Annotated in this window: 18 protein-coding genes; 7 read left to right on the top strand and 11 right to left on the bottom strand. The window is 60.1% G+C overall.

Annotated elements, in window-relative coordinates:
• The first annotated feature begins 10 nt into the window (after nt 1-10).
• The gene (locus AC3I65_RS26040) at nt 11-532 is read left to right on the top strand and encodes a DUF3617 domain-containing protein (protein ID WP_047226681.1); all 522 of its coding nucleotides are present in this window, start codon (nt 11-13) and stop codon (nt 530-532) included.
• Nucleotides 533-637: 105 nt separating this feature from the next.
• On the opposite strand, the gene AC3I65_RS26035 is transcribed toward AC3I65_RS26040, so the two are convergent.
• From AC3I65_RS26035 to AC3I65_RS26015, 5 genes are all read right to left on the bottom strand, one after another.
• Nucleotides 638-1,513 (bottom strand): metal ABC transporter substrate-binding protein, encoded by an 876-nt coding sequence (locus tag AC3I65_RS26035; RefSeq protein ID WP_107323156.1) that lies wholly within the window; start codon nt 1,511-1,513, stop codon nt 638-640.
• Nucleotides 1,514-1,524: 11 nt separating this feature from the next.
• On the bottom strand, nt 1,525-2,391 hold the full coding sequence (locus AC3I65_RS26030) for a metal ABC transporter permease (RefSeq protein ID WP_047226683.1): 867 nt from the start codon (nt 2,389-2,391) through the stop codon (nt 1,525-1,527).
• Nucleotides 2,391-3,059, bottom strand: a complete 669-nt coding sequence (locus tag AC3I65_RS26025; RefSeq protein WP_076383190.1) for a metal ABC transporter ATP-binding protein — start codon at nt 3,057-3,059, stop codon at nt 2,391-2,393. Before AC3I65_RS26025 ends, AC3I65_RS26030 begins: the two co-directional genes overlap by 1 nt.
• On the bottom strand, nt 3,056-3,952 hold the full coding sequence (gene folE2, locus AC3I65_RS26020; RefSeq protein WP_076383191.1) for a GTP cyclohydrolase FolE2: 897 nt from the start codon (nt 3,950-3,952) through the stop codon (nt 3,056-3,058). The genes AC3I65_RS26025 and folE2 overlap by 4 nt, the downstream gene beginning before the upstream one ends.
• Before the next feature lie 127 nt (nt 3,953-4,079).
• Entirely contained in the window at nt 4,080-4,472 is a 393-nt protein-coding gene (locus AC3I65_RS26015) for a glutamine synthetase (RefSeq protein WP_076383192.1), read from the bottom strand.
• Between the two features lie 163 nt (nt 4,473-4,635).
• Here AC3I65_RS26015 and zigA point away from each other — a divergent pair, with 163 nt between their 5' ends.
• Both zigA and AC3I65_RS26005 read left to right on the top strand, forming a co-directional pair.
• Nucleotides 4,636-5,844, top strand: coding sequence for a zinc metallochaperone GTPase ZigA (gene zigA / locus AC3I65_RS26010; protein ID WP_076383193.1), 1,209 nt, complete (start codon nt 4,636-4,638; stop codon nt 5,842-5,844).
• Nucleotides 5,844-6,494 carry a DUF1826 domain-containing protein gene (locus tag AC3I65_RS26005; RefSeq protein WP_488524281.1) on the top strand — a complete coding sequence of 217 codons (651 nt, stop codon included), beginning with the start codon at nt 5,844-5,846 and terminating at the stop codon, nt 6,492-6,494. The genes zigA and AC3I65_RS26005 overlap by 1 nt, the downstream gene beginning before the upstream one ends.
• Here AC3I65_RS26005 and AC3I65_RS26000 read toward each other — a convergent pair.
• Nucleotides 6,491-6,844: an NADH:ubiquinone oxidoreductase gene (locus tag AC3I65_RS26000; RefSeq protein WP_188251888.1), complete on the bottom strand. Its 354-nt coding sequence runs from the start codon at nt 6,842-6,844 to the stop codon at nt 6,491-6,493. The two genes, AC3I65_RS26005 and AC3I65_RS26000, sit on opposite strands and share 4 nt — an antisense overlap.
• Before the next feature lie 27 nt (nt 6,845-6,871).
• On the opposite strand from AC3I65_RS26000, the gene AC3I65_RS25995 reads away from it, so the two are divergent.
• A complete protein-coding gene (locus tag AC3I65_RS25995) occupies nt 6,872-7,837 on the top strand; it encodes a CobW family GTP-binding protein (protein WP_488524280.1) in 966 nt (321 codons plus the stop codon).
• A gap of 12 nt (nt 7,838-7,849) precedes the next feature.
• Here AC3I65_RS25995 and AC3I65_RS25990 read toward each other — a convergent pair whose 3' ends face one another.
• Nucleotides 7,850-8,272, bottom strand: coding sequence for a DUF3301 domain-containing protein (locus AC3I65_RS25990; protein WP_047226690.1), 423 nt, complete (start codon nt 8,270-8,272; stop codon nt 7,850-7,852).
• Nucleotides 8,273-8,391: 119 nt separating this feature from the next.
• Here AC3I65_RS25990 and pdxY point away from each other — a divergent pair, with 119 nt between their 5' ends.
• Nucleotides 8,392-9,264, top strand: coding sequence for a pyridoxal kinase PdxY (gene pdxY / locus AC3I65_RS25985; protein WP_047226691.1), 873 nt, complete (start codon nt 8,392-8,394; stop codon nt 9,262-9,264).
• 39 nt (nt 9,265-9,303) lie between these two features.
• On the opposite strand, the gene AC3I65_RS25980 is transcribed toward pdxY, so the two are convergent.
• Entirely contained in the window at nt 9,304-9,789 is a 486-nt protein-coding gene (locus AC3I65_RS25980) for an acyl-CoA thioesterase (RefSeq protein WP_047226692.1), read from the bottom strand.
• Nucleotides 9,790-10,044: 255 nt separating this feature from the next.
• On the opposite strand from AC3I65_RS25980, the gene AC3I65_RS25975 reads away from it, so the two are divergent.
• Nucleotides 10,045-11,808, top strand: coding sequence for a cation:proton antiporter (locus AC3I65_RS25975; protein ID WP_139048673.1), 1,764 nt, complete (start codon nt 10,045-10,047; stop codon nt 11,806-11,808).
• 22 nt (nt 11,809-11,830) lie between these two features.
• On the opposite strand, the gene AC3I65_RS25970 is transcribed toward AC3I65_RS25975, so the two are convergent.
• From AC3I65_RS25970 to uvrD, 3 genes are all read right to left on the bottom strand, one after another.
• The gene (locus AC3I65_RS25970; RefSeq protein ID WP_003187120.1) at nt 11,831-12,238 is read right to left on the bottom strand and encodes an SMI1/KNR4 family protein; all 408 of its coding nucleotides are present in this window, start codon (nt 12,236-12,238) and stop codon (nt 11,831-11,833) included.
• Between the two features lie 138 nt (nt 12,239-12,376).
• Nucleotides 12,377-13,252 (bottom strand): Tim44 domain-containing protein, encoded by an 876-nt coding sequence (locus tag AC3I65_RS25965; protein ID WP_488524279.1) that lies wholly within the window; start codon nt 13,250-13,252, stop codon nt 12,377-12,379.
• A 308-nt stretch (nt 13,253-13,560) separates the two neighbouring features.
• Entirely contained in the window at nt 13,561-15,744 is a 2,184-nt protein-coding gene (gene uvrD, locus AC3I65_RS25960; RefSeq protein ID WP_047226695.1) for a DNA helicase II, read from the bottom strand.
• Between the two features lie 260 nt (nt 15,745-16,004).
• Between uvrD and AC3I65_RS25955 the strand changes: the two genes are divergently transcribed.
• Nucleotides 16,005-18,878, top strand: a complete 2,874-nt coding sequence (locus AC3I65_RS25955) for a putative bifunctional diguanylate cyclase/phosphodiesterase (protein ID WP_076383197.1) — start codon at nt 16,005-16,007, stop codon at nt 18,876-18,878.
• Nucleotides 18,879-18,900 lie beyond the last annotated feature (22 nt).

The following is an 18,900-nucleotide window of genomic DNA, read 5'->3' as shown; positions in this document are numbered from 1 at the left end:
AGTGCTTGTGATGAAAGTTTGTCTGCTGGGTTTGGCCCTGACGATTGGTTTGTCGGTTTCTGTGGCGGCTCAGGCGCAGATGCTTCAACCAGGGTTGTGGGAACTGACTACAAGCAATATGAAGGTCGACAACCAGAATCTGCCGGACCTGCAACTGATTCTTGGCCAACTGCAAAACCAGATCACCCCGGAGCAACGGGCGATGCTGGAAAAGCAGGGCATCACCATGGGTGGCAAGGGTATTCGCGTATGCCTGACCCCGGAGCAGGTCCAGACCAATGACATTCCGCTGCAAGACCCGCAATCGGGGTGCAAGCAGCAGATCACCGAGCGCACCGGCAATCAGTGGAAGTTTCGTTTCAGTTGTCCGAAAGCCCAAGGCAATGGGGTCGCGACATTCCAGAGTGATCGGGAATTCACTACGGCGGTGAACGGCACATTCAATGCCACCGGTATCCAGCAGAACGGCAGCCTGGACACTCGCGCCGTGTGGCTGGGGCAGGATTGCGGGACGGTCAAGCCGAGGGCTTGAATCCCGCTCTGGCGTACATGAGCTGGTTGATCTGTGGCAGCAAGGCTCGTGCGCGTCGCGAGCAAGCTTTGCTCCCACGGAAGTTCGTTCAAGGGCGCTTGCAAATCATGGCCGGCGCAACGCGTCGTACAACGTATTCAGGTTGTACTCGAACAGCCCGATGAAGGTACTGGCCGGCCCGCTGGCCGCCAGCGCATCGGAGTACAGCGTGCCGCCGATGTGCGCACCGCTTTCAGCCGCTATCTGCTTGAGCAGGCGCGCGTCCTTGATGTTCTCCATGAACACGGCTTTTACTTTTGCTTGGCGTATCTGGGTAATCAGCGCCGCGACATCGGCGGCCGAGGGCTCCCGTTCAGTGGACAGCCCCTGGGGCGCGATAAACTCAATGCCATAGGCCTGTCCCAGGTAGCCGAAGGCATCGTGGGACGTCACGATCCTGCGATTGCCCGGTGGCAAGGCACCAAGCTTGGCCTTGGCATCGGCGAGCAGCGCATAGATCTTTTTCAGATACGCCTGGCTGTTACGTTCGTAGTCGGCCTGGTGGGCCGGGTCGGCGGTCTCCAGCGCCTTGGTGATGTTCCTGACGTACAGCTCGGCGTTTGCCAGGTTATGCCAGGCATGCGGGTCGGGGACGGTCTCGCCCTCTTCATCCAGCGAACGAGGAATAACGCCGCGACTGGCGCTGATCACCGGTGCGCTGGTTTCGGTGCTGGTGACCAGGCGATCCAGCCACGGTTCAAAACCCAGACCATTCTTGATGATCAGTTTGGCGCTGAGCAACGCCTTGGCGTCGTCTGGGGTGGGTTCGTAAGTGTGAGCATCCGCGTCCGGCCCCACCAGGTTGGTGATCTGGATATGCTCGCCGCCGACCTCTTGGGTCATGTCGGCAAGGATGCTGAAGCTGGTCACCACTTGGAGCTTTTCGGCTGCAGACGTGGATAAGGACAGCATCAGACTGAACAGCACGAGCAGAACGCGCATCGGGAAACACCTCATTGGGATGTGAGTAAAGGCGGGCGACGCAGCAAACCGTGCACCGGACCGAACACTACGGACAGCAGATACAACGCGCCCGCCACCAGTACGATGGCCGGCCCGCTGGGTAGCGAGAAGTGGAATGACAACAGCAGTCCGAGCCACACCGACACACATCCAAGCAGCGCCGCGACTCCCATCAGAACCGGCAAACGGCGGCTCCAGAATCGTGAAGCGGCAGCCGGCAACATCATCAAACCGACCACCATCAGTGCACCGATGGCCTGGAAGCCGATGACCAGATTCAGCACGACCAAGGTCAGAAATACGCCATGGGCCAGTGGGCCCAGCCGACTGACGGTTTGCAGGAAAAGAGGGTCCAGGGTGTCGAGCAACAGCGGTCGGTAAATCAGCGCCATCGCGAGCAGGCTGACCCCCGAAACCCAGAGCATGCCGGTAAGTGTCGGGCCATCTACCGCCAGCGCGGAGCCGAACAACAGGTGCAGCAAGTCCAGGCGTTTGCCGGCCATACCAAGAATCAACACACCGGCGGCCAGGGAAATGGGATAGATCGCCGCAAGGCTGGCGTCTTCCCGCAGACCGGTGCGACGGGTAATCCAGGCTGCCACCCCGGCCATGCTCAAGCCTGCACCGAGTCCGCCCAGCGTCAGGGCTGGCAGGCTCAGCCCGGCAAACCAGAAACCCAGTGCGGCTCCGGGCAAGATGCCATGAGCGACGGCGTCGCCTATCAGGCTCATGCGTCGCAGAATCAAAAACACCCCAAGCGGTGCCGTGCTGCACGCCAATACCAGGCCGCCCAGCAGCGCCCGGCGCATGAAGACAAATTCCTGAAAGGGTTGCCAGAGATGGGTGGCCGCGAGCATCAGGCCACCTGCGTGAGGGGTTGTTGGGAAATCAAATCGACACTGCGGCCCAGCGTGCAACCGGCCTGGCTGACCAATAGTGTATGAGGAATATGTTGGCGCACCGCAGCGAGATCATGACAAACCACCACCAGGGTGCGGCCTTCGGCATGCCAGCCGTGAAGGTGTTTCCACAGTAGCGCCTGGCCTTGTTCGTCGAGGGCGGCGTGGGGTTCGTCGAGCAACAGCAGGGGCGCTTCAGCCAAACTCAAACGGGCGAGAAGGGCGCGTTGCAACTCGCCTCCCGACAACGCCATTAACGAGCGATGCTCCAGGCCATCCAACGCCCAGTCTTGCAGTACGGCTTTCAAGCGATGGCGGCGCATCGCTGGCGTGTGCCTGCTCCCCCAGGATCCCGCCGCCACCAGCTCTTGCAAGCTGATTGGAAATTGCCGATCCAGATGTTGCTGTTGCGCCAGAAACGAGACGCTGCCGCGACGTGGAACATCCAGCACGACTTTGCCGGATAGGGGTTTTTGCAGGCCCGCCAGCACTTTCAGCAGGCTGCTTTTGCCCGCACCGTTGGCTCCGACGATGGCCGTCAGGCTTCCCGCCGGCCGCTCTATGTTCAACGGGGGTGTGAGGGGGTGGCCCGGGGCGCCCCAGCGCAATGACTGGCAACGAATCACAGTGCCTCCCTGACCCAACGGCTTTGTGCCACAGCGTCATGGGCATGCAAACTTTCGGCGTGCACCACTCGCACATCGAGGGAGGCGATATCGGGGGATCGCCTCAAAGCCATGCTCAGCCGCCGCGCGGCGTCTTCACAGAACATTAGGTTTTGACCATTGGCGAGGGCGAAGGCTTGTTCGTCTGCCCGTTTCACGGCGGTTTGTACGGCCGTGCCGAGGGCTGCTTCGGCTTCGTTGATGAGCGACAGCAGCGGCAATTCGTCGACGTCGCTGTTCAGTCTCAGCTTCACCGTGGCCGTGCTGCGTTGACTGTGAGGCGTGGCGAGGATGCCTTTTGATGAGCCTAGCCAGGCCAGGACTCCGGCGTGCTCGAGCGCTTTATTGGCAAAGTCGTCTACAAATTGCTGCTGGATTAACTGACGAGCGAGCGCGGCCGAGCAAGGGCAGGTGGACGAGTAGGCAATCTGAATGGTCAGTTCCACGTGGAACACATCATTTTTCAGGTGGGCCTCGATGCTGACCGGATAGCGCTTCCAGCCAGCCAGTGGGCTGACTAGCGCAGGGCGCTTGAACAGTAGATCGGTACAAATGCTCAGCGAGGCGGCGTCGGACAGACCGGCGTGACTGTCGAGGAATTGCTGGAGGATTCGGCGTAACAGCATGGGAGACAGCGCTGCGCTTTCGAGCAGCTCCAGCGCCAGGTACAAGCGTGACATATGGATGCCTCGGGCTTCACCGTCGTCAAGGCTGACACCGGCATCAGCGATCGCGTTAAGACGCTGACCGTCGATCAATACGGGTACCGCGATGCCGCACATGCCTACCCAGTCAAGGGCCAAGGCCTGGCGCGAAGCCTGCGCGGCAACGTCCGGCAGAGTGAACGCATTCATATTCAAGGTCCGTCATAGGTACACAACAAACGTTATACTATAACAGTGTGTTCGACGAGCACTAGTTCATGAACGCAGTTTCATTTTGCTGGGTGTGAGGGCTTTTCGTACCGTTCCACGTGAAACATCAGCGTGGTGCGTCCTGGCAACCGCTTATGCGTCCGCATAAAAATTTCCCAGTGCTTCCACCCGAGCTCGAGAAACGGTTGAGTGTCGTCCAACCTACGCGCCGGCTGTATCCCACCCAGGTCTCTCCGTCAGAAGCTATTCCGGTAAAGAACGTCAGCTGGCCATAGCGGCTAGTGGTTTGTGCCCAATAGCGGCGGCCATTTACTTCAAATCCACGGAGATACAGGGTGTTTCCGGCCGTCATGACGCTGTAGGCATTACCTTGCCCATCGACACAGGCCAGTAAATTCGCGCTGCGAGTGCAGTTTGCCAACATAGGGCTCTGGGCTGAAGCATCTAGCGCCAATAGCAGCATCGGGCTTGCGAATACGAATTTCAGAAAACTGCGCATGTTTTTTACTTCAGACCGGTGGAGCCGAGAGGCTGGTTAAATGTTGTTGTTATACTATAACATTAAAAAGGCTTAGACCTTGAACCGAACCCAAGCCTGAAGAAAAGAGCCGCGACATGCATTCAACCGCATCAGCGCGGCCCGCCCGATGAGGATATACCTGGTGCCCAATCGTCTCCCTGTAACCGTGCTGTCCGGATTTCTCGGCGCCGGTAAAAGCACACTGCTCAATTACGTCCTGCGCAATCGCGACAACCTGCGCGTCGCGGTGATCGTCAACGATATGAGCGAGATCAACATCGATGGCAGCGAAGTCCAGCGAGATGTCACCCTAAGCCGGTCTGAAGAGAAACTGGTGGAGATGAGTAACGGCTGCATTTGCTGCACGTTGCGTGAAGACCTGCTGGAAGAAGTCGGCCAGCTCGCCAGGGAAGGCCGTTTCGACTATCTGCTGATCGAGTCCACGGGGATTTCCGAACCCTTGCCGGTGGCGGAAACCTTTACTTTTCGTGATGAACAAGGCCGCAGCCTGGCCGATGTGGCACGGCTGGACACGATGGTAACGGTGGTCGATGGGGTCAATTTCCTGCTGGATTTCCAGGCGGCCGAAAGCCTCGCTTCACGCGGCGAAACCCTGGGGGAGGAGGATGAGCGTTCCATTACTGATCTGTTGATTGAGCAGATCGAGTTCGCCGATGTGATTCTGATCAGCAAAATCGACCTGATTGGCCGTCACGAACGGGAGGAGTTGATCGCGATTCTGGAACGGCTCAACGCCCAGGCGCAGATCATTCCCATGGTTATGGGCCAAGTACCGCTGGAAAAGATCCTCGACACAGGCCTTTTCGACTTCGAGCGCGCGGCTCAAGCACCGGGCTGGCTGCAGGAGCTGCGCGGTGAGCACGTGCCCGAAACAGAAGAATACGGCATCGCTTCGGCAGCTTACCGGGCGCGCAGGCCGTTTCATCCCCAGCGTTTTTTCAGTTTTATCGACCGTCCGTGGACCAATGGCAAGCTCCTGCGCTCCAAGGGCTTCTTCTGGCTGGCCAGCAAACATGAGGAAGCGGGCAGTTGGTCCCAGGCCGGCGGCTTGATGCGACATGGATTCGCTGGGCGCTGGTGGCGGTTCGTGCCGAAAAGCCAATGGCCGCAAGATGAGGAAAGCACCGCAGCCATCCTGAAAAACTGGCTTCCCGCCACCGGTGATTGCCGGCAGGAGCTGGTATTCATCGGCCAGAATATCGACTTCACGCAACTGACCGCCGAGCTGGACGCTTGCCTGCTCAGTGACGCGGAAATGGCCCTGGGTGTCGACAGTTGGCGTTTGCTGCCGGATCCGTTCGGCCCTTGGCATGACGAGGCGGCAGCGTGATGCTGGCGCCCAATCCGAAGCGGGAAGTGCCGGTACGCCAGGTTCAGGGCGATACCCCGCGGATCCTGACGCAAATTCTGGACGACGATACCAACCTGGCGGTCTGGCAACGTCAACTGCCGGCGCACATCAGTGATTTTGCGGCAATGGTGCTTTCCATGGATCAGCCTCTGGCCGAATCGCGGGTGCTCGACCTGCCGCACGAGGACGCGCAACCGGCACTGGACGGTCTCGCCGCAGGCTTTGGCGATCTGCATGGCTATGAAGGCTTCATCACCGATGTCTCCTGGCTGGTCAGTGCGTTTGCCTGCCTGCTGGGCGCCAAACGTGTCGGCCTGCGCCTGCGAACGCTGGACAAGGCCATGTGCCCGCGTTTTCACGTCGACCATGTGCCGGTACGGCTGATCACCACGTACGCTGGCGTGGGCAGCCAGTGGCTAAAGGAAGGTGTGATGGATCGTCGATGTCTGGGGCAACCTGACGCTGAGCCGGGTGACCCGCATGCGGTTCAGCAGTTTGGCTGTGGCGATGTGGCGCTGCTCAAAGGCGAGAAGTGGCATGGAAATGAGGGCATGGGCCTGATCCATCGTTCGCCGCAGCTGACGCCGGGTGAGCGGCGATTGATCCTGACTCTGGACTGGCTCGCTTAAGGTTTGAGCCAGTTGCCCTGACTTTGTCCTTCACAGAACGGCTGCAAATAGGCCGCATCGCTGGCTACGCCGTAATAGTGAATATCCTGGCGGTAGGGCATATTGGCGACCTGGGCATTGCTGCAGATGCCAAACGCGCCGCCAGGGCATTGATCGACGTACTGTACCTCGACTTTTTGTCCGGCAAGGTTTGGCTGGCAGAAGCCGTCGGCGAACAGTTTCTGCGGAATATTGCGGTTCTGCTGGCAGACTTTTACATCGAGCCGTTCTGCCTGGCTATGCACGACACAAGCCTGGGCCAGCGCCTGGTTCGACGTCAGCGCCAATAACAAACAGCCGATCAACCGCATGTTCACCTCCCTCGAAAGCCGCCGATTATGTTGCAGAATATTCCCACCCACGTCATCGCAGGCCCTTTGGGGGCTGGCAAGACCAGCCTGATCAAGCAATTGCTGGCGCAGCGCCCGGCGAATGAGCGCTGGGCGGTGCTGATCAACGAGTTTGGTCAAATCGGTCTGGACGCGGCGTTGCTGACCCAGACTGCCGATGGTATCGCACTGGGCGAAGTGGCCGGGGGCTGTTTGTGTTGCGTCAACGGCGCGCCATTTCAGATCGGCCTCGCTCGTTTACTGCGCAAGGCGCGCCCGGATCGACTGTTTATCGAGCCGTCCGGCCTGGGCCATCCGCCGCAGTTGATGCGGCAACTGAACGAAACGCCATGGCTCGGCGTGCTGGCGGTTCAGCCTTGCGTGTTGGTGCTGGATGCCCGAGCGATGGCGGATGGCACGCCGTTGCCCGACGCCCAACGGCAAACTCTGGCCGATGCAGGGTTGGTGGTGCTGAACAAATCCGAGCACTTGAGCGAAACCGAACGCCTGGGCATCACCGCGCAACTGCCGGAGATTGCCCTGTACTGGACCCGACAGGCAGCCTTGCCGATCGATCGACTGCCAGGTCTTGCGGCTCGCGGAAGCGGGATTGTGGCTAACGTGAGTCTGCCCAGGGAGGTGGGACAGATGCCGGCCGTCTGGACCGACCCGACATCGCCCATCTGCCTGTATCAGCAACAGGAAGGCGGCTGGAGTATTGGCTGGCGCTGGCATCCGAGTCAGCGACTGGACACGGCGACGTTGACGCGCTGGCTGCAAGGCTGGGGCTGGAAGCGGGCGAAGATGGTTATCCACAGCGCCGATGGCTGGGTTTCAGCCAATGCGCTGGAGGGCGCGACGCTGCGGTGGCAGGCCAGCGAGTGGCGCCAGGACTCACGAATCGAATTGATTTTTGATGAGCCTCAAGACGTGGCAGCGCTGCAAGCCGGCCTGGCTAACTGTCGGTGCCCGTGAGTCAGCCTTGCTTCAAGGCTTCCACTTGTTGTGTTCCTGGCGCCACTGACTCAACTCGATGACTTCGGCCCTGGGCCTGGTCTGGACCGGTTCGATCGGTGTCGGCGCTGACTCTTCGAACGGCATTGGGTAAGGCGCCAGCTCGATTTGCGCGCTGTGGGCCCCGAACTGGGTAATGGTGCCCGAATGGCGCGATTCACCCGTAACGGTGAATTCGAAGTTATAGATACGGGCCAGGCGCCGGCGTCCGCTGGCGTCTTTGACGAACCCAATCTTTTTCAGTGCCACGTTGCCGTCCAGCAGCTCGATCTTGAGGTTGGCGCAATGTTGCATGACCCTCGCCAACGCTCGTTCGCGCAAACCATGGTTGTGCCACAGCCAGGCGCCGGCGGTAGCCAACAGCATCAGCACGAAAATATTTCCAAGGGTCAGCATGAACGAAGTGCTCCTACAAGTTGCTGTCAGCTTAACTGTGTCCCCGGTCTGTCGTACAGGTTGCGTTTAGTCGCATACTGCGCGGCTTGAATTTCATTCGTTTTACGGAAACATCCCGCATGAAACGTACCCCTCATCTGCTTGCCATCCAGTCCCACGTGGTCTTCGGTCACGCCGGTAACAGCGCTTCAGTCTTTCCGATGCAACGGGTGGGGGTGAACGTGTGGCCGCTCAACACCGTACAATTTTCCAATCACACTCAGTACGGACAGTGGACCGGCGACGTGCTTGCCTCTGAGCAGATACCGGCATTGGTAGAGGGGATCGCCGCAATCGGCGAGCTGGGCAATTGTGACGCGGTGTTGTCCGGTTACCTGGGCAGCGCCGCCCAAGGGCAGGCGATTCTGGCGGGCGTGGCGCGAATCAAGGCGTGCAATCCCAAGGCAATTTATTTGTGTGATCCGGTCATGGGGCATCCGGAGAAGGGTTGCATCGTGGCGCCCGAGGTGAGCGATTTTCTCCTGGAGGAAGCGGCTGGTGTGGCGGACATCATGTGCCCGAACCAGCTGGAGCTGGACAGTTTTTCGGGACGCAAGGCGCAGTCGCTGCTGGACTGCCTGGCCATGGCTCGCGCGCTCCTGACCCGCGGACCCAAAGCGATACTCGTCAAACACCTGGCCTATCCGGGCAAGCCCGAGGACAGCTTCGAAATGTTGTTGGTAACCGCCGACGGTAGCTGGCACCTGCGTCGTCCATTACTCGCATTCCCTCGTCAGCCGGTGGGGGTGGGAGACTTGACCTCGGGGCTGTTCCTGGCGCGAGTGGTGCTGGGAGACAGCCTGGTGGCGGCGCTCGAATTCACTGCCGCAGCCGTACATGAAGTACTGCTGGAAACCCAGGCGTGTGCCAGTTACGAGCTGGAACTGGTACGCGCCCAGGACCGGATCACCCATCCGAGGGTAAGGTTCGAAGCTGTACCGATCAGCCTCTGATCAACGCGAATCCCTGTGGGTGCGAGCCGGGCGGAGCTGTTAAGGGCCGTCGGCTTTGATTTCCTGATAGCGCCTCTCCAGCTCCTGGCGAATTTGCCGACGCTGCTGGGCTTGTTCGTAACGGCGTTTTTCTTCGCTGTTCTGCGGTTGCAATGGCGGGACGGCGGCGGGTTTGCGCTGATCGTCCACCGCAACCATGGTGAAGAAGCAGCTGTTGGTGTGGCGCACCGAGCGTTCACGAATGTTTTCGGTCACGACTTTGATGCCCACTTCCATTGACGTGTTACCGGTGTAGTTCACCGACGCCAGAAACGTCACCAGCTCGCCGACATGAATCGGCTCGCGGAAAATCACCTGATCAACCGACAGCGTCACTACATAGCGCCCGGCGTAGCGGCTGGCGCAGGCGTAGGCGACTTCGTCGAGGTACTTGAGCAGGGTGCCGCCATGCACATTGCCAGAGAAGTTGGCCATATCGGGGGTCATCAGCACCGTCATCGACAGCTGGGCGTTTCCGGGTTCCATAACGTACTCACGGTTCAAGGCAGCAATTTCGGGAGTGCACCTCTGCGGGTGCTGGAAGGTTTTCAAACTACCAGTATCGGGACGCTGCGCCTGTGGCAGCCGTCACGCTCCGGTGGATCTGTTTCCATATATTGCACTGTCTTTTTGTCGGAAGTCGCGGTGGTACCCTTCAAAAGCCCCTTGCGAGGGTATTTCCTACAAAGGAAACGGACTCGTCCAGCTCTGTGATGAGTCATTTGAACAGGGAGCCCCACCATGCATGCCATCAGTTTTATTCAAGACCTGGCGATCATCATGATGGCAGCGGGGCTGGTCACCGTACTCTTTCATCGTTTCAAACAACCCGTGGTGCTGGGTTACATCGTTGCAGGCTTCATCATCGGCCCGCATACGCCGCCTTTCGGTTTTATCCATGACGAAGAGACGATCAAGACCCTGGCCGAGTTGGGGGTCATCTTCCTCATGTTTTATCTGGGCCTGGAGTTCAGCCTGCGCAAGTTGTTCAAGGTGGGCGCCACGGCGTTCATCGCGGCGTTTCTCGAAATTGTGTTGATGATCTGGATCGGCTACGAAATCGGGCGCTGGTTCGACTGGAACACCATGGACTCGTTGTTCCTCGGGGCGATCCTGGCTATCTCCTCGACCACCATCATCGTCAAGGCTCTCAATGACCTGAAGATGAAGAACGAGCGCTTTGCGCAACTGATCTTCGGGGTCCTGATCGTCGAAGACATCCTGGGCATCGGCATTATCGCCTTGCTGTCGAGCATCGCTGTCAGCGGGACGGTCAGCTCCGGCGAAGTGTTCTCCACGGTCGGCAAATTGTCGTTATTCATGATTGTCGCCCTGGTGATCGGCATTTTGCTGGTGCCCAGGCTGCTGGCTTACGTGGCGAAGTTCGACAGCGACGAGATGTTGCTGATCACCGTGCTGGGTCTGTGTTTCGGCTTTTGCCTGCTGGTGGTAAAGCTGGAATACAGCATGGTGCTGGGAGCGTTTCTGATCGGCGCGATCATGGCCGAGTCGCGGCAGTTGCTGAAAATCGAACGGCTGGTGGAGCCGGTACGCGACTTGTTCAGCGCAATCTTCTTCGTCGCCATCGGCCTGATGCTCGATCCGGTCATATTGCTCCAATACGCTTGGCCGATTGCCGTGATTACCGCCGCAGTGGTGCTGGGCAAGATGCTCTCTTGCGGCCTCGGTGCTTTTATTGCCGGCAACGACGGGAGGACCTCGCTGCGAGTCGGGATGGGCCTTTCGCAGATCGGCGAATTTTCCTTCATCATCGCATCGCTGGGGATGACCTTGCAGGTCACCAGCGATTTCCTTTATCCGGTAGCGGTCGCGGTTTCGGTACTGACCACTCTGCTGACCCCGTACCTGATCCGGGCCGCCGACCCTTTATCGGTCAGGCTGGCTGCCGTTATGCCACAACGGCTGTCGAGGGTACTGGGAATGTATGGCGAGTGGCTTCGCAGCATTCAACCCCAAGGGGAGGGGGCGCTGGTGGCCGCCATGATCCGGCGGATTTTGCTGCAGGTGGGTATCAACTTGGCGCTGGTCATCGCGATTTTTATCGCCGGTGGCTACTTTGCCGAACAGATGTCGGCCTATCTGCAAGCCTGGATCAGCGACCCGAGTTGGCACAAAGCACTGATCTGGGGCGGGGCGTTGTTGTTATCGCTGCCGTTTTTGATTGCCGCGTATCGCAAGCTCAAGGCGTTGTCCATGCTGCTGGCGGAAATGGGCGTGAAGCCGGAGATGGCCGGCCGTCACACCCAGCGCGTGCGTCGAGTGATCGCAGAAGTGATCCCGATCCTCTCGCTGCTGATGATTTTCCTGCTCTTGGCAGCCTTGTCGGCCAGTATTCTGCCGACCAACAAGTTGCTGGTACTGATCGCGGTGGTGGCCACGGTCGTGGCGGCATTGCTCTGGCGCTGGTTCGTCCGCCTGCATACGCGGATGCAGGTGGCCTTGCTGGAGACCCTGGACAATCACAAGGAATCGTCCGGGCATTGACCGGCGGCGGGCGTGCGGCGGATCAGCTTTCCAGCCAGACGTCCCGGGCCCAGTGCCAGACCGATTCCCAGGTTTCTTCGGCAATCAGCTCTTCTTCGGCCTGCCACAACACCACGGTCCCGTCTTCTTCGACGCAGTAATAGTCGTCGCCGTCCTGGCAGATCGGGATCAGGCTACGGTCGACACCGGCATCCCAGGCGTTGGCGGCCACATCTGGCAGATAGGTGTGGGACTGCGGATCGGTGACGGTCACGGGTTCCAGGCTGCCGTAGACAACATCGCTGACCGTCAGCAAAAACTCTCTGAATACGAACGGAATATCGATGAACAGCTGCTCTTCGATCTCCACCAGCAAGTCTTCGTCAGGTAACTCCAGTGGAACCGGCACGGGTTCGTTGGCTTCACGCAATTGTTCGATGATTTCTTCCACGTCCGGGATCCTCTTTCTCGATGGCGCGGTTTATATGGAGCGGTTTATACAGTAGCTCGCTATAGATGCAACCGCGAAATAGAAAACCCCGGCCTGAGCCGGGGTTCTTTTATTTCAACATGCAAAACGCGCAGAGGTTCAACCGTTCTGGCGGATACCGGCCACCAGCCAAGGCTGGTCATCGCCCTGGGGACGTTCCATGTTCCAGCTTTCGCTGAACGCTTCGCCTTTGTCGAAGCGCGAGTCCTTCGACACACCGCTGAAGGTCAGGGTGGCGATGGTCTTGTCGGTGCGATCATCGACACCGTCCAGCTGTACTTGCAGATTGTCGATGTAGGTCGACTGGAAGCCATCGCCCAGTTCGGCCCGCTCGCGCTTGAGGAATTCCAGCAGTTGCGGGGTCACGAACTCAGAGATCTTGTCCATTTCGTTCGCATCCCAGTGTTGCTGCAGGGACATGAAATGGTTGCGCGCAGCTTCGATGAAGCGCTCTTCGTTGAACCAGGCTGGCGCATTGATCACCGGTCGAGCAGCCACCGGTGCTGCCGAACCGCCGAAGATCGAACCACTGGCCGGTTGCTGGTTGAACACCTCACGTTGCATCGGCGCATGACCGGCCGGAGCCAGTTGCTCCTGCTGCTTGCGACGACGGGCGGCAATGAAGCGGAAGACCAGGAAGGCGATGACCGCCATGATCAGGATGTCGAAGATTTGCATGCCCTGGAAGCCGTCGCCCATGAACATGGAGGCGAGCAGGCCACCGGCGGCGATGCCGGCCAGGGGGCCGAGCCAGCGCGAAGCACCGCTGGCCTTGGTGGCGGCGCCAGCCGCACCGGCCGCGCCCGCAGTAGCCGCGGTAGAGCCGGCCGCAGAGGACGGCGCCATCTGGCTGGTCTGGTGGGTCGGGGCAGCGCCCGAACTTTTACCACCGCCAAAGCGCTTGGCGGCATTGGCGTCGATGGCCATCGTCAGGCCGATGCACAACGCCATGGCGATGCTAAGAAAACGTTTCATATAAGGGCATTCCCATTTGTGGATAGCACGCGCGCCATGTTGCACAGGTGAACTGTTGCTGGCTAGCGGCAGAGTGTTTCGGGCTTTTGCGTGACAGGTTAGGTTCAGCTTCAGCCGCGCAAGAGGGCTTGTTGGCTTTTGGCTGTAGGAAAGGGGGACAAGTTCTATCGGAAAGGCAGCAGGCGTGAGCAATCCGACCTGTGGGAGCGAGCCTGCTCACGATCGCGGTGGGTCAGTCACTGTCAATGTTGCCTGATCCACTGCTATCGCGAGCAGGCTCGCTCCCACATAAAAAGCTTTCAGAACGCCTAGATCGCTTCCAACTTGGCATACCCCAGCATCAGCCACTTGCTGCCTTCGCTGAAGTTCACCTGAACCCGGGCCTGGGCGCCGGCGCCTTCGAAGTTGAGGATCACGCCATCGCCGAACACCGAATGTCGCACGGTCTGGCCGAGACTGAAGCCGGTTTCCGGGATGTCGCTGCCGCCAAACAGACTGCTGGTGCTTTGCTGCTGGCCGCCGCCGAACGGACGGCTGACGCTGTTGGACAGCCGCACCTCCTGAATCAGGCCTTTGGGCACTTCACGGACGAAGCGCGACACCTTGTTGTAGGTTTCGCTGCCGTACAGGCGTCGGGTCTCGGCGTACGTCAACACCAGGTTCTGCATGGCGCGGGTGATGCCGACGTAGGCCAGGCGTCGTTCCTCTTCCAAGCGTCCCGGCTCTTCCAGGCTCATCTTGTGCGGGAACAGGCCTTCTTCCATTCCCACCAGGAACACGTAGGGGAATTCCAGGCCCTTGGCACTGTGCAGGGTCATCAGCTGGATGCTGTCTTCATGCTCGTCGGCCTGGGTGTCGCCGGCCTCCAGAGAGGCGTGGCCCAGAAAGGCCGACAGTGGCGAAAGCTCTTCGTCTTCCTCGGTGTTCTCGAAGTTGCGTGCGGCGCTGACCAGTTCCTCGAGGTTTTCCACCCGGGCCTGGCCTTTCTCGCCCTTTTCCGCCTCGTGGTAGGCGATAAGGCCGGACTGCTCGATAACGGTCTGAGTCATCAAATGCAGCGGCATGTCCGTGCACTTGGTGGCCAGGTCGTCGATCAGGTCCATGAACGCCTTCAGCGCACCGGCGGCGCGGCCGGTCATGCCCTTGTTGGTTACCAACTGGCGCATGGCTTCCCACATCGACACATGGCTGTGGCGCGCGTGGTCGCGAATCGCTTCGACGGTTTTCTCGCCAATGCCCCGGGTCGGGACGTTGATCACCCGCTCCAGGGCCGCGTCGTTACCGCGTCCTTCGAGCAGGCGCAGGTAGGCCATGGCGTTCTTGATTTCGGCGCGCTCGAAGAAGCGCTGGCCGCCATAGATGCGGTACGGGATACGTTCGCGCAACAGGGCTTCTTCCAATACCCGGGATTGGGCGTTGGAGCGATACAGGATGGCGATGTCGCTGCGGGCCAGACCGGTTTTCAGCGCGCTTTCGATGGTTTCCACCACGTAGCGGGCTTCATCGTGTTCGTTGAAGGCGGCATAGAGGTTGATCGCTTCGCCTTCGCCGCCATCGGTCCACAGTTCTTTGCCCAGGCGCCCGGTATTGTTGGCGATCAGGGCGTTGGCGGCCTTGAGAATGCCGGCGGTGGAGCGGTAGTTCTGTTCCAGGCGGATCACTTGGGCGTCGGGGAAGTCCGCCGAATATTGATGAATATTCTCGATTTTGGCGCCGCGCCAGCCGTAGATCGACTGGTCGTCATCGCCCACCACCATCAGGCTGTCGCCGCCCTTGGCCAGCAGGCGCAACCAGGCGTATTGCACGGCGTTGGTGTCCTGGAACTCGTCCACCAGCACATGCCGGAAGCGCTTCTGATAGTGCGCCAGCAGGCCTGGGTGATCGCGCCACAGGTCCAGTGCGCGCAGCAGCAGCTCGGAGAAGTCGATCACGCCAGCCCGCTGACACGCCGCCTCGTAGGCTTCATAGATGCTGCGCATGGTCGCCAGGAACAGATCGCCGCTGGCCTGGATGTGTTGCGGACGCAGGCCTTCGTCTTTCTGGCCGTTGATGAACCACTGGGCCTGACGGGCCGGCCAGCGCTGTTCATCCAGGCCCAGCTCACGGATCACCCGCTTGACCAGCCGCTGCTGGTCGTCGCTGTCGAGAATCTGGAAAGTCTGGCTCAGGCCGGCTTCCTGCCAATGCGCCCGCAACAAGCGGTGCGCCAGGCCGTGGAAGGTGCCGACCCACATGCCGGCCGGGTTGATGCCCATCAGTTGCTCGATACGATGGCGCATCTCGGCAGCGGCCTTGTTGGTGAACGTCACCGACAAGATCGAATGGGGCGAGGCGTTCTCGACCTGGATCAACCAGGCGATACGGTGCACCAGCACCCGGGTTTTACCGGAGCCGGCACCGGCCAGGACTAACTGACGACCCACGGAGGCCGCTACGGCCTGGCGTTGGGCATCGTTGAGGGAGTTCAGCAGAAGGGAGAGATCATCGCGCATCGGGGCATTCTAGGGTGCGGCGGCAGCCCGGGCAAACCGAGCTTTGCCCCAGCCGATAAAAGACCGGTCGGTGATGACCGGTTGGTCATGGGCCACAGGCATTGGCCGGGCTCGCTTGAAGGGCTCGCGACCCAATGAAATAGCGACTTTTTCAGCATTTTTATGAGCTTGGGCAGTGTGGGATGGCCGTTGCCTTGTGTATGCTCGCTGCATGTTTCGGGTTCTCCATGCTCCGCTGAATAAGAACAAGAACAGTGCCTATGACCCTAAATTCCGATCTGGCGGGCCCCTGTGTGGAGCCACGGATCATCTGCAAGCAGTACGCCACGGAAATGGCGGTCGAACGCACAAGGCTGTTGTATCAGGGTTCGCTGCTGCCCACGCTGTTCATGCTGGTCAACGGCCTGGTTTGCGCCGCGTTGTTGTGGGGGCCTTCGCGTCATTTTCAGGTCAGCGTCTGGCTGGTCTGGTTGCTCTCGCTGGTTGCGCTACGGGTCATTCAGGTGGCGGCCTTCGATTCGGCGATACCCAGCCGCCAGGCGCACCCGATATGGTTGCGAATGTTTTTGCTCGGCTCGGCGATGACCGGGCTGACATTGGCCGGAGCAGGTATTGCACTGGTACCGGCCGACAGCTTTCAGCAACAGGCCTGGGTATTCGGCCTGATTGGCGCGGCCACCTTGTCAGCCAGCGTTGCCTATGCCGTGAGCCTTCCGGCGTTTTTGTCCTTTACCTTACCGTGCCTGTTGCCGGCCATCGGTTATCTGTTCTGGGGCGGCGATGAGCAACAGCGCGGATGGGGTTGGCTCGGACTGGTCGTACTCGTCTCGCTCAGCGTGGTGGCCTGGCAGGTCAACCGGTTGATACAAAGTGGCATGCTGCGAAGGTTCCAGAATCAGGCGCTGATCGAGCATTTGCAGCAGGCGCAAGCGCGTAGCGCACAGCTCAACGAGGCACTCGGCCGGGAAGTCGAACAACGCCGCAGCGCCGAGGAAAAACTGCGGTCGGCCCAGGTAGGGCTGGAGGCGCGCGTGGTACAGCGCAGCCTCGAGCTGGAGGCGACCAGCCAGGCCCTGAGCAAGAGCGAAGCCCGTCTTGACCTGGCGCTCAAGGCCAGTGAGTTGGGGCTCTGGGATTGGAACCTGCAAACCGACGAAGTCCATCACACTCAGCTCAAGGAACTGTTCGGCCTGGAGCCTGAGTACATCACAGCGATGCTCAGTCACCTGACCCCGCGTCTGCACCCTCAAGACGTGCCGGCCCTCAAACGCGCCCTCGTTGAGCACCTCAAAGGCCGCAGCGAGGACTACCAGATCGAATACCGCGTACGTCACGGCGATGGCCATTGGGTCTGGATCGAAGACCGCGGTCGGGCTGTGGAGCGCAGCCCGAGTGGCCGAGTGTTGCGCATGGTCGGCACCCGGCGAGACATCAGCACCCGTAAAGAACTTGAGCAACAGCGCCAATTGGCGGCCACGGTTTTCGAGGCCGCCAGCGAAGGCATTGTGATTTTTGACCCGCATTACGCACTGCTGGCCGCCAATCAGGCGTTCACGCGGGTCACCGGTTTTAATATCGATGACATGCTGGGACGCAATGTCGTCGACCTGCCGTGCAGTCGTGATGCCCGCCGGCACTACCCGATTATCCGCCAGGCGCTCAAGCAGCACGGCACCTGGCAAGGTGAACTGGTGGAGGCCCGGGCCAATGGCGAGTTGTATCCCCAGTGGCTGCAACTGAACGTGGTGCGCGATGCGCGGGGAAATGTGAGCCATATCGTGGGCTTCTTCGCCGATCTTTCGGCCCGGCGCGAGTCCGAAGAGCGAATGCGCTACCTGACCCATTACGACGAACTCACCGGGCTGGCGAACCGCTCGTTATTCCGTGAGCGCCTGCACGAAGCCCACCAGCGGGTGCGTCAGGGCGGACGACGCAGTCTGGCACTGCTGCATATCGACCTGGACCGTTTCAAGCTCCTCAACGATAGCCTCGGCCATGATGTTGCTGACCAACTGTTGCAGAAGATGGCCCGCCGCCTGATCAATGCGTTGCCCGAAGCGGACACCATCGCCCGCTTGTCTGGCGATGAGTTCGGGGTGCTGTTCGACGCCTACGGCAACCTTTCCAGCCTGGCGCGGGTGGCGACCCGCCTGTCCGCCAAGCTGCGCCTGCCGCTCACCATCGAGGGCCACGAACTGGTGGTCAGCGCCTCGATCGGCATCAGCATGTTGCCCGACAATGCGAGGGAGATTTCCACGCTGGTCAGTCAGGCGAACATGGCCATGCAACATGCCAAGCATCTGGGCGGCAACAATTTCCAGTTCTATACCGACAGCCTTCAGGCCAGCACGTTGGAGCGCCTGCAACTGGAGAATCAGCTGCGCAAGGCCCTTGAAGAGCAGCAGTTGAAGGTTTTCTATCAACCCAAATTGTGCCTGGCGACCGGCCGTCTGAACGCTGCCGAGGCGTTGGTGCGTTGGGATCATCCGGTCATGGGCCGAGTTCCGCCGGGAGACTTCATCAGCCTGGCCGAAGAGACCGGGCTGATCGGGCCGATCGGCGAGTTCGTGTTGCGCCAGGCCTGTTGGCAGGCGTGCCAATGGCAGCGTGAGGGGCTGGCGCCGATCAGGGTGTCGGTCAACCTGTCGGTTCATCAGTTGCGCCAAGGCAAGCTGGTCAGCCTGGTTCGGCAAGTGCTGGAGGAAACCGGTCTGGCGCCGCAATACCTGGAACTGGAACTGACTGAAAGCCAGTTGCTCGACAGCGTTGAGCACATCATCGCGACGTTCCAGCAATTGCGCGACCTCGGGGTCAAGCTGGCGATCGATGACTTTGGTACCGGCTATTCGTCTCTGAGTTATCTCAAACGCATCCCTGTGGATTACGTGAAAATCGATCAGGCGTTCATTCGTGGGCTGACGGAGGGTAGCGAAGACGCGGCCATTACCCGGGCAATCATTGCAATGGCCCATGGGTTGTCGCTCAAAGTGGTGGCCGAAGGCGTCGAGCGGCCAGAGCAGCTCGAGTTTCTGAAAGCTGAACAATGTGATGAGGTTCAGGGCTATCTCATCAGCCGACCGGTTGAAGCACAAGGGTTGGCCGCGCTGTTATGGGCTAATCGGGATGATTGCTAGCCCGCCGTTGCTACATGGCGTG

This window comes from Pseudomonas sp. N-1-13, assembly GCF_057787095.1.
This window is presented reverse-complemented; position numbering and strand designations above follow the sequence as displayed.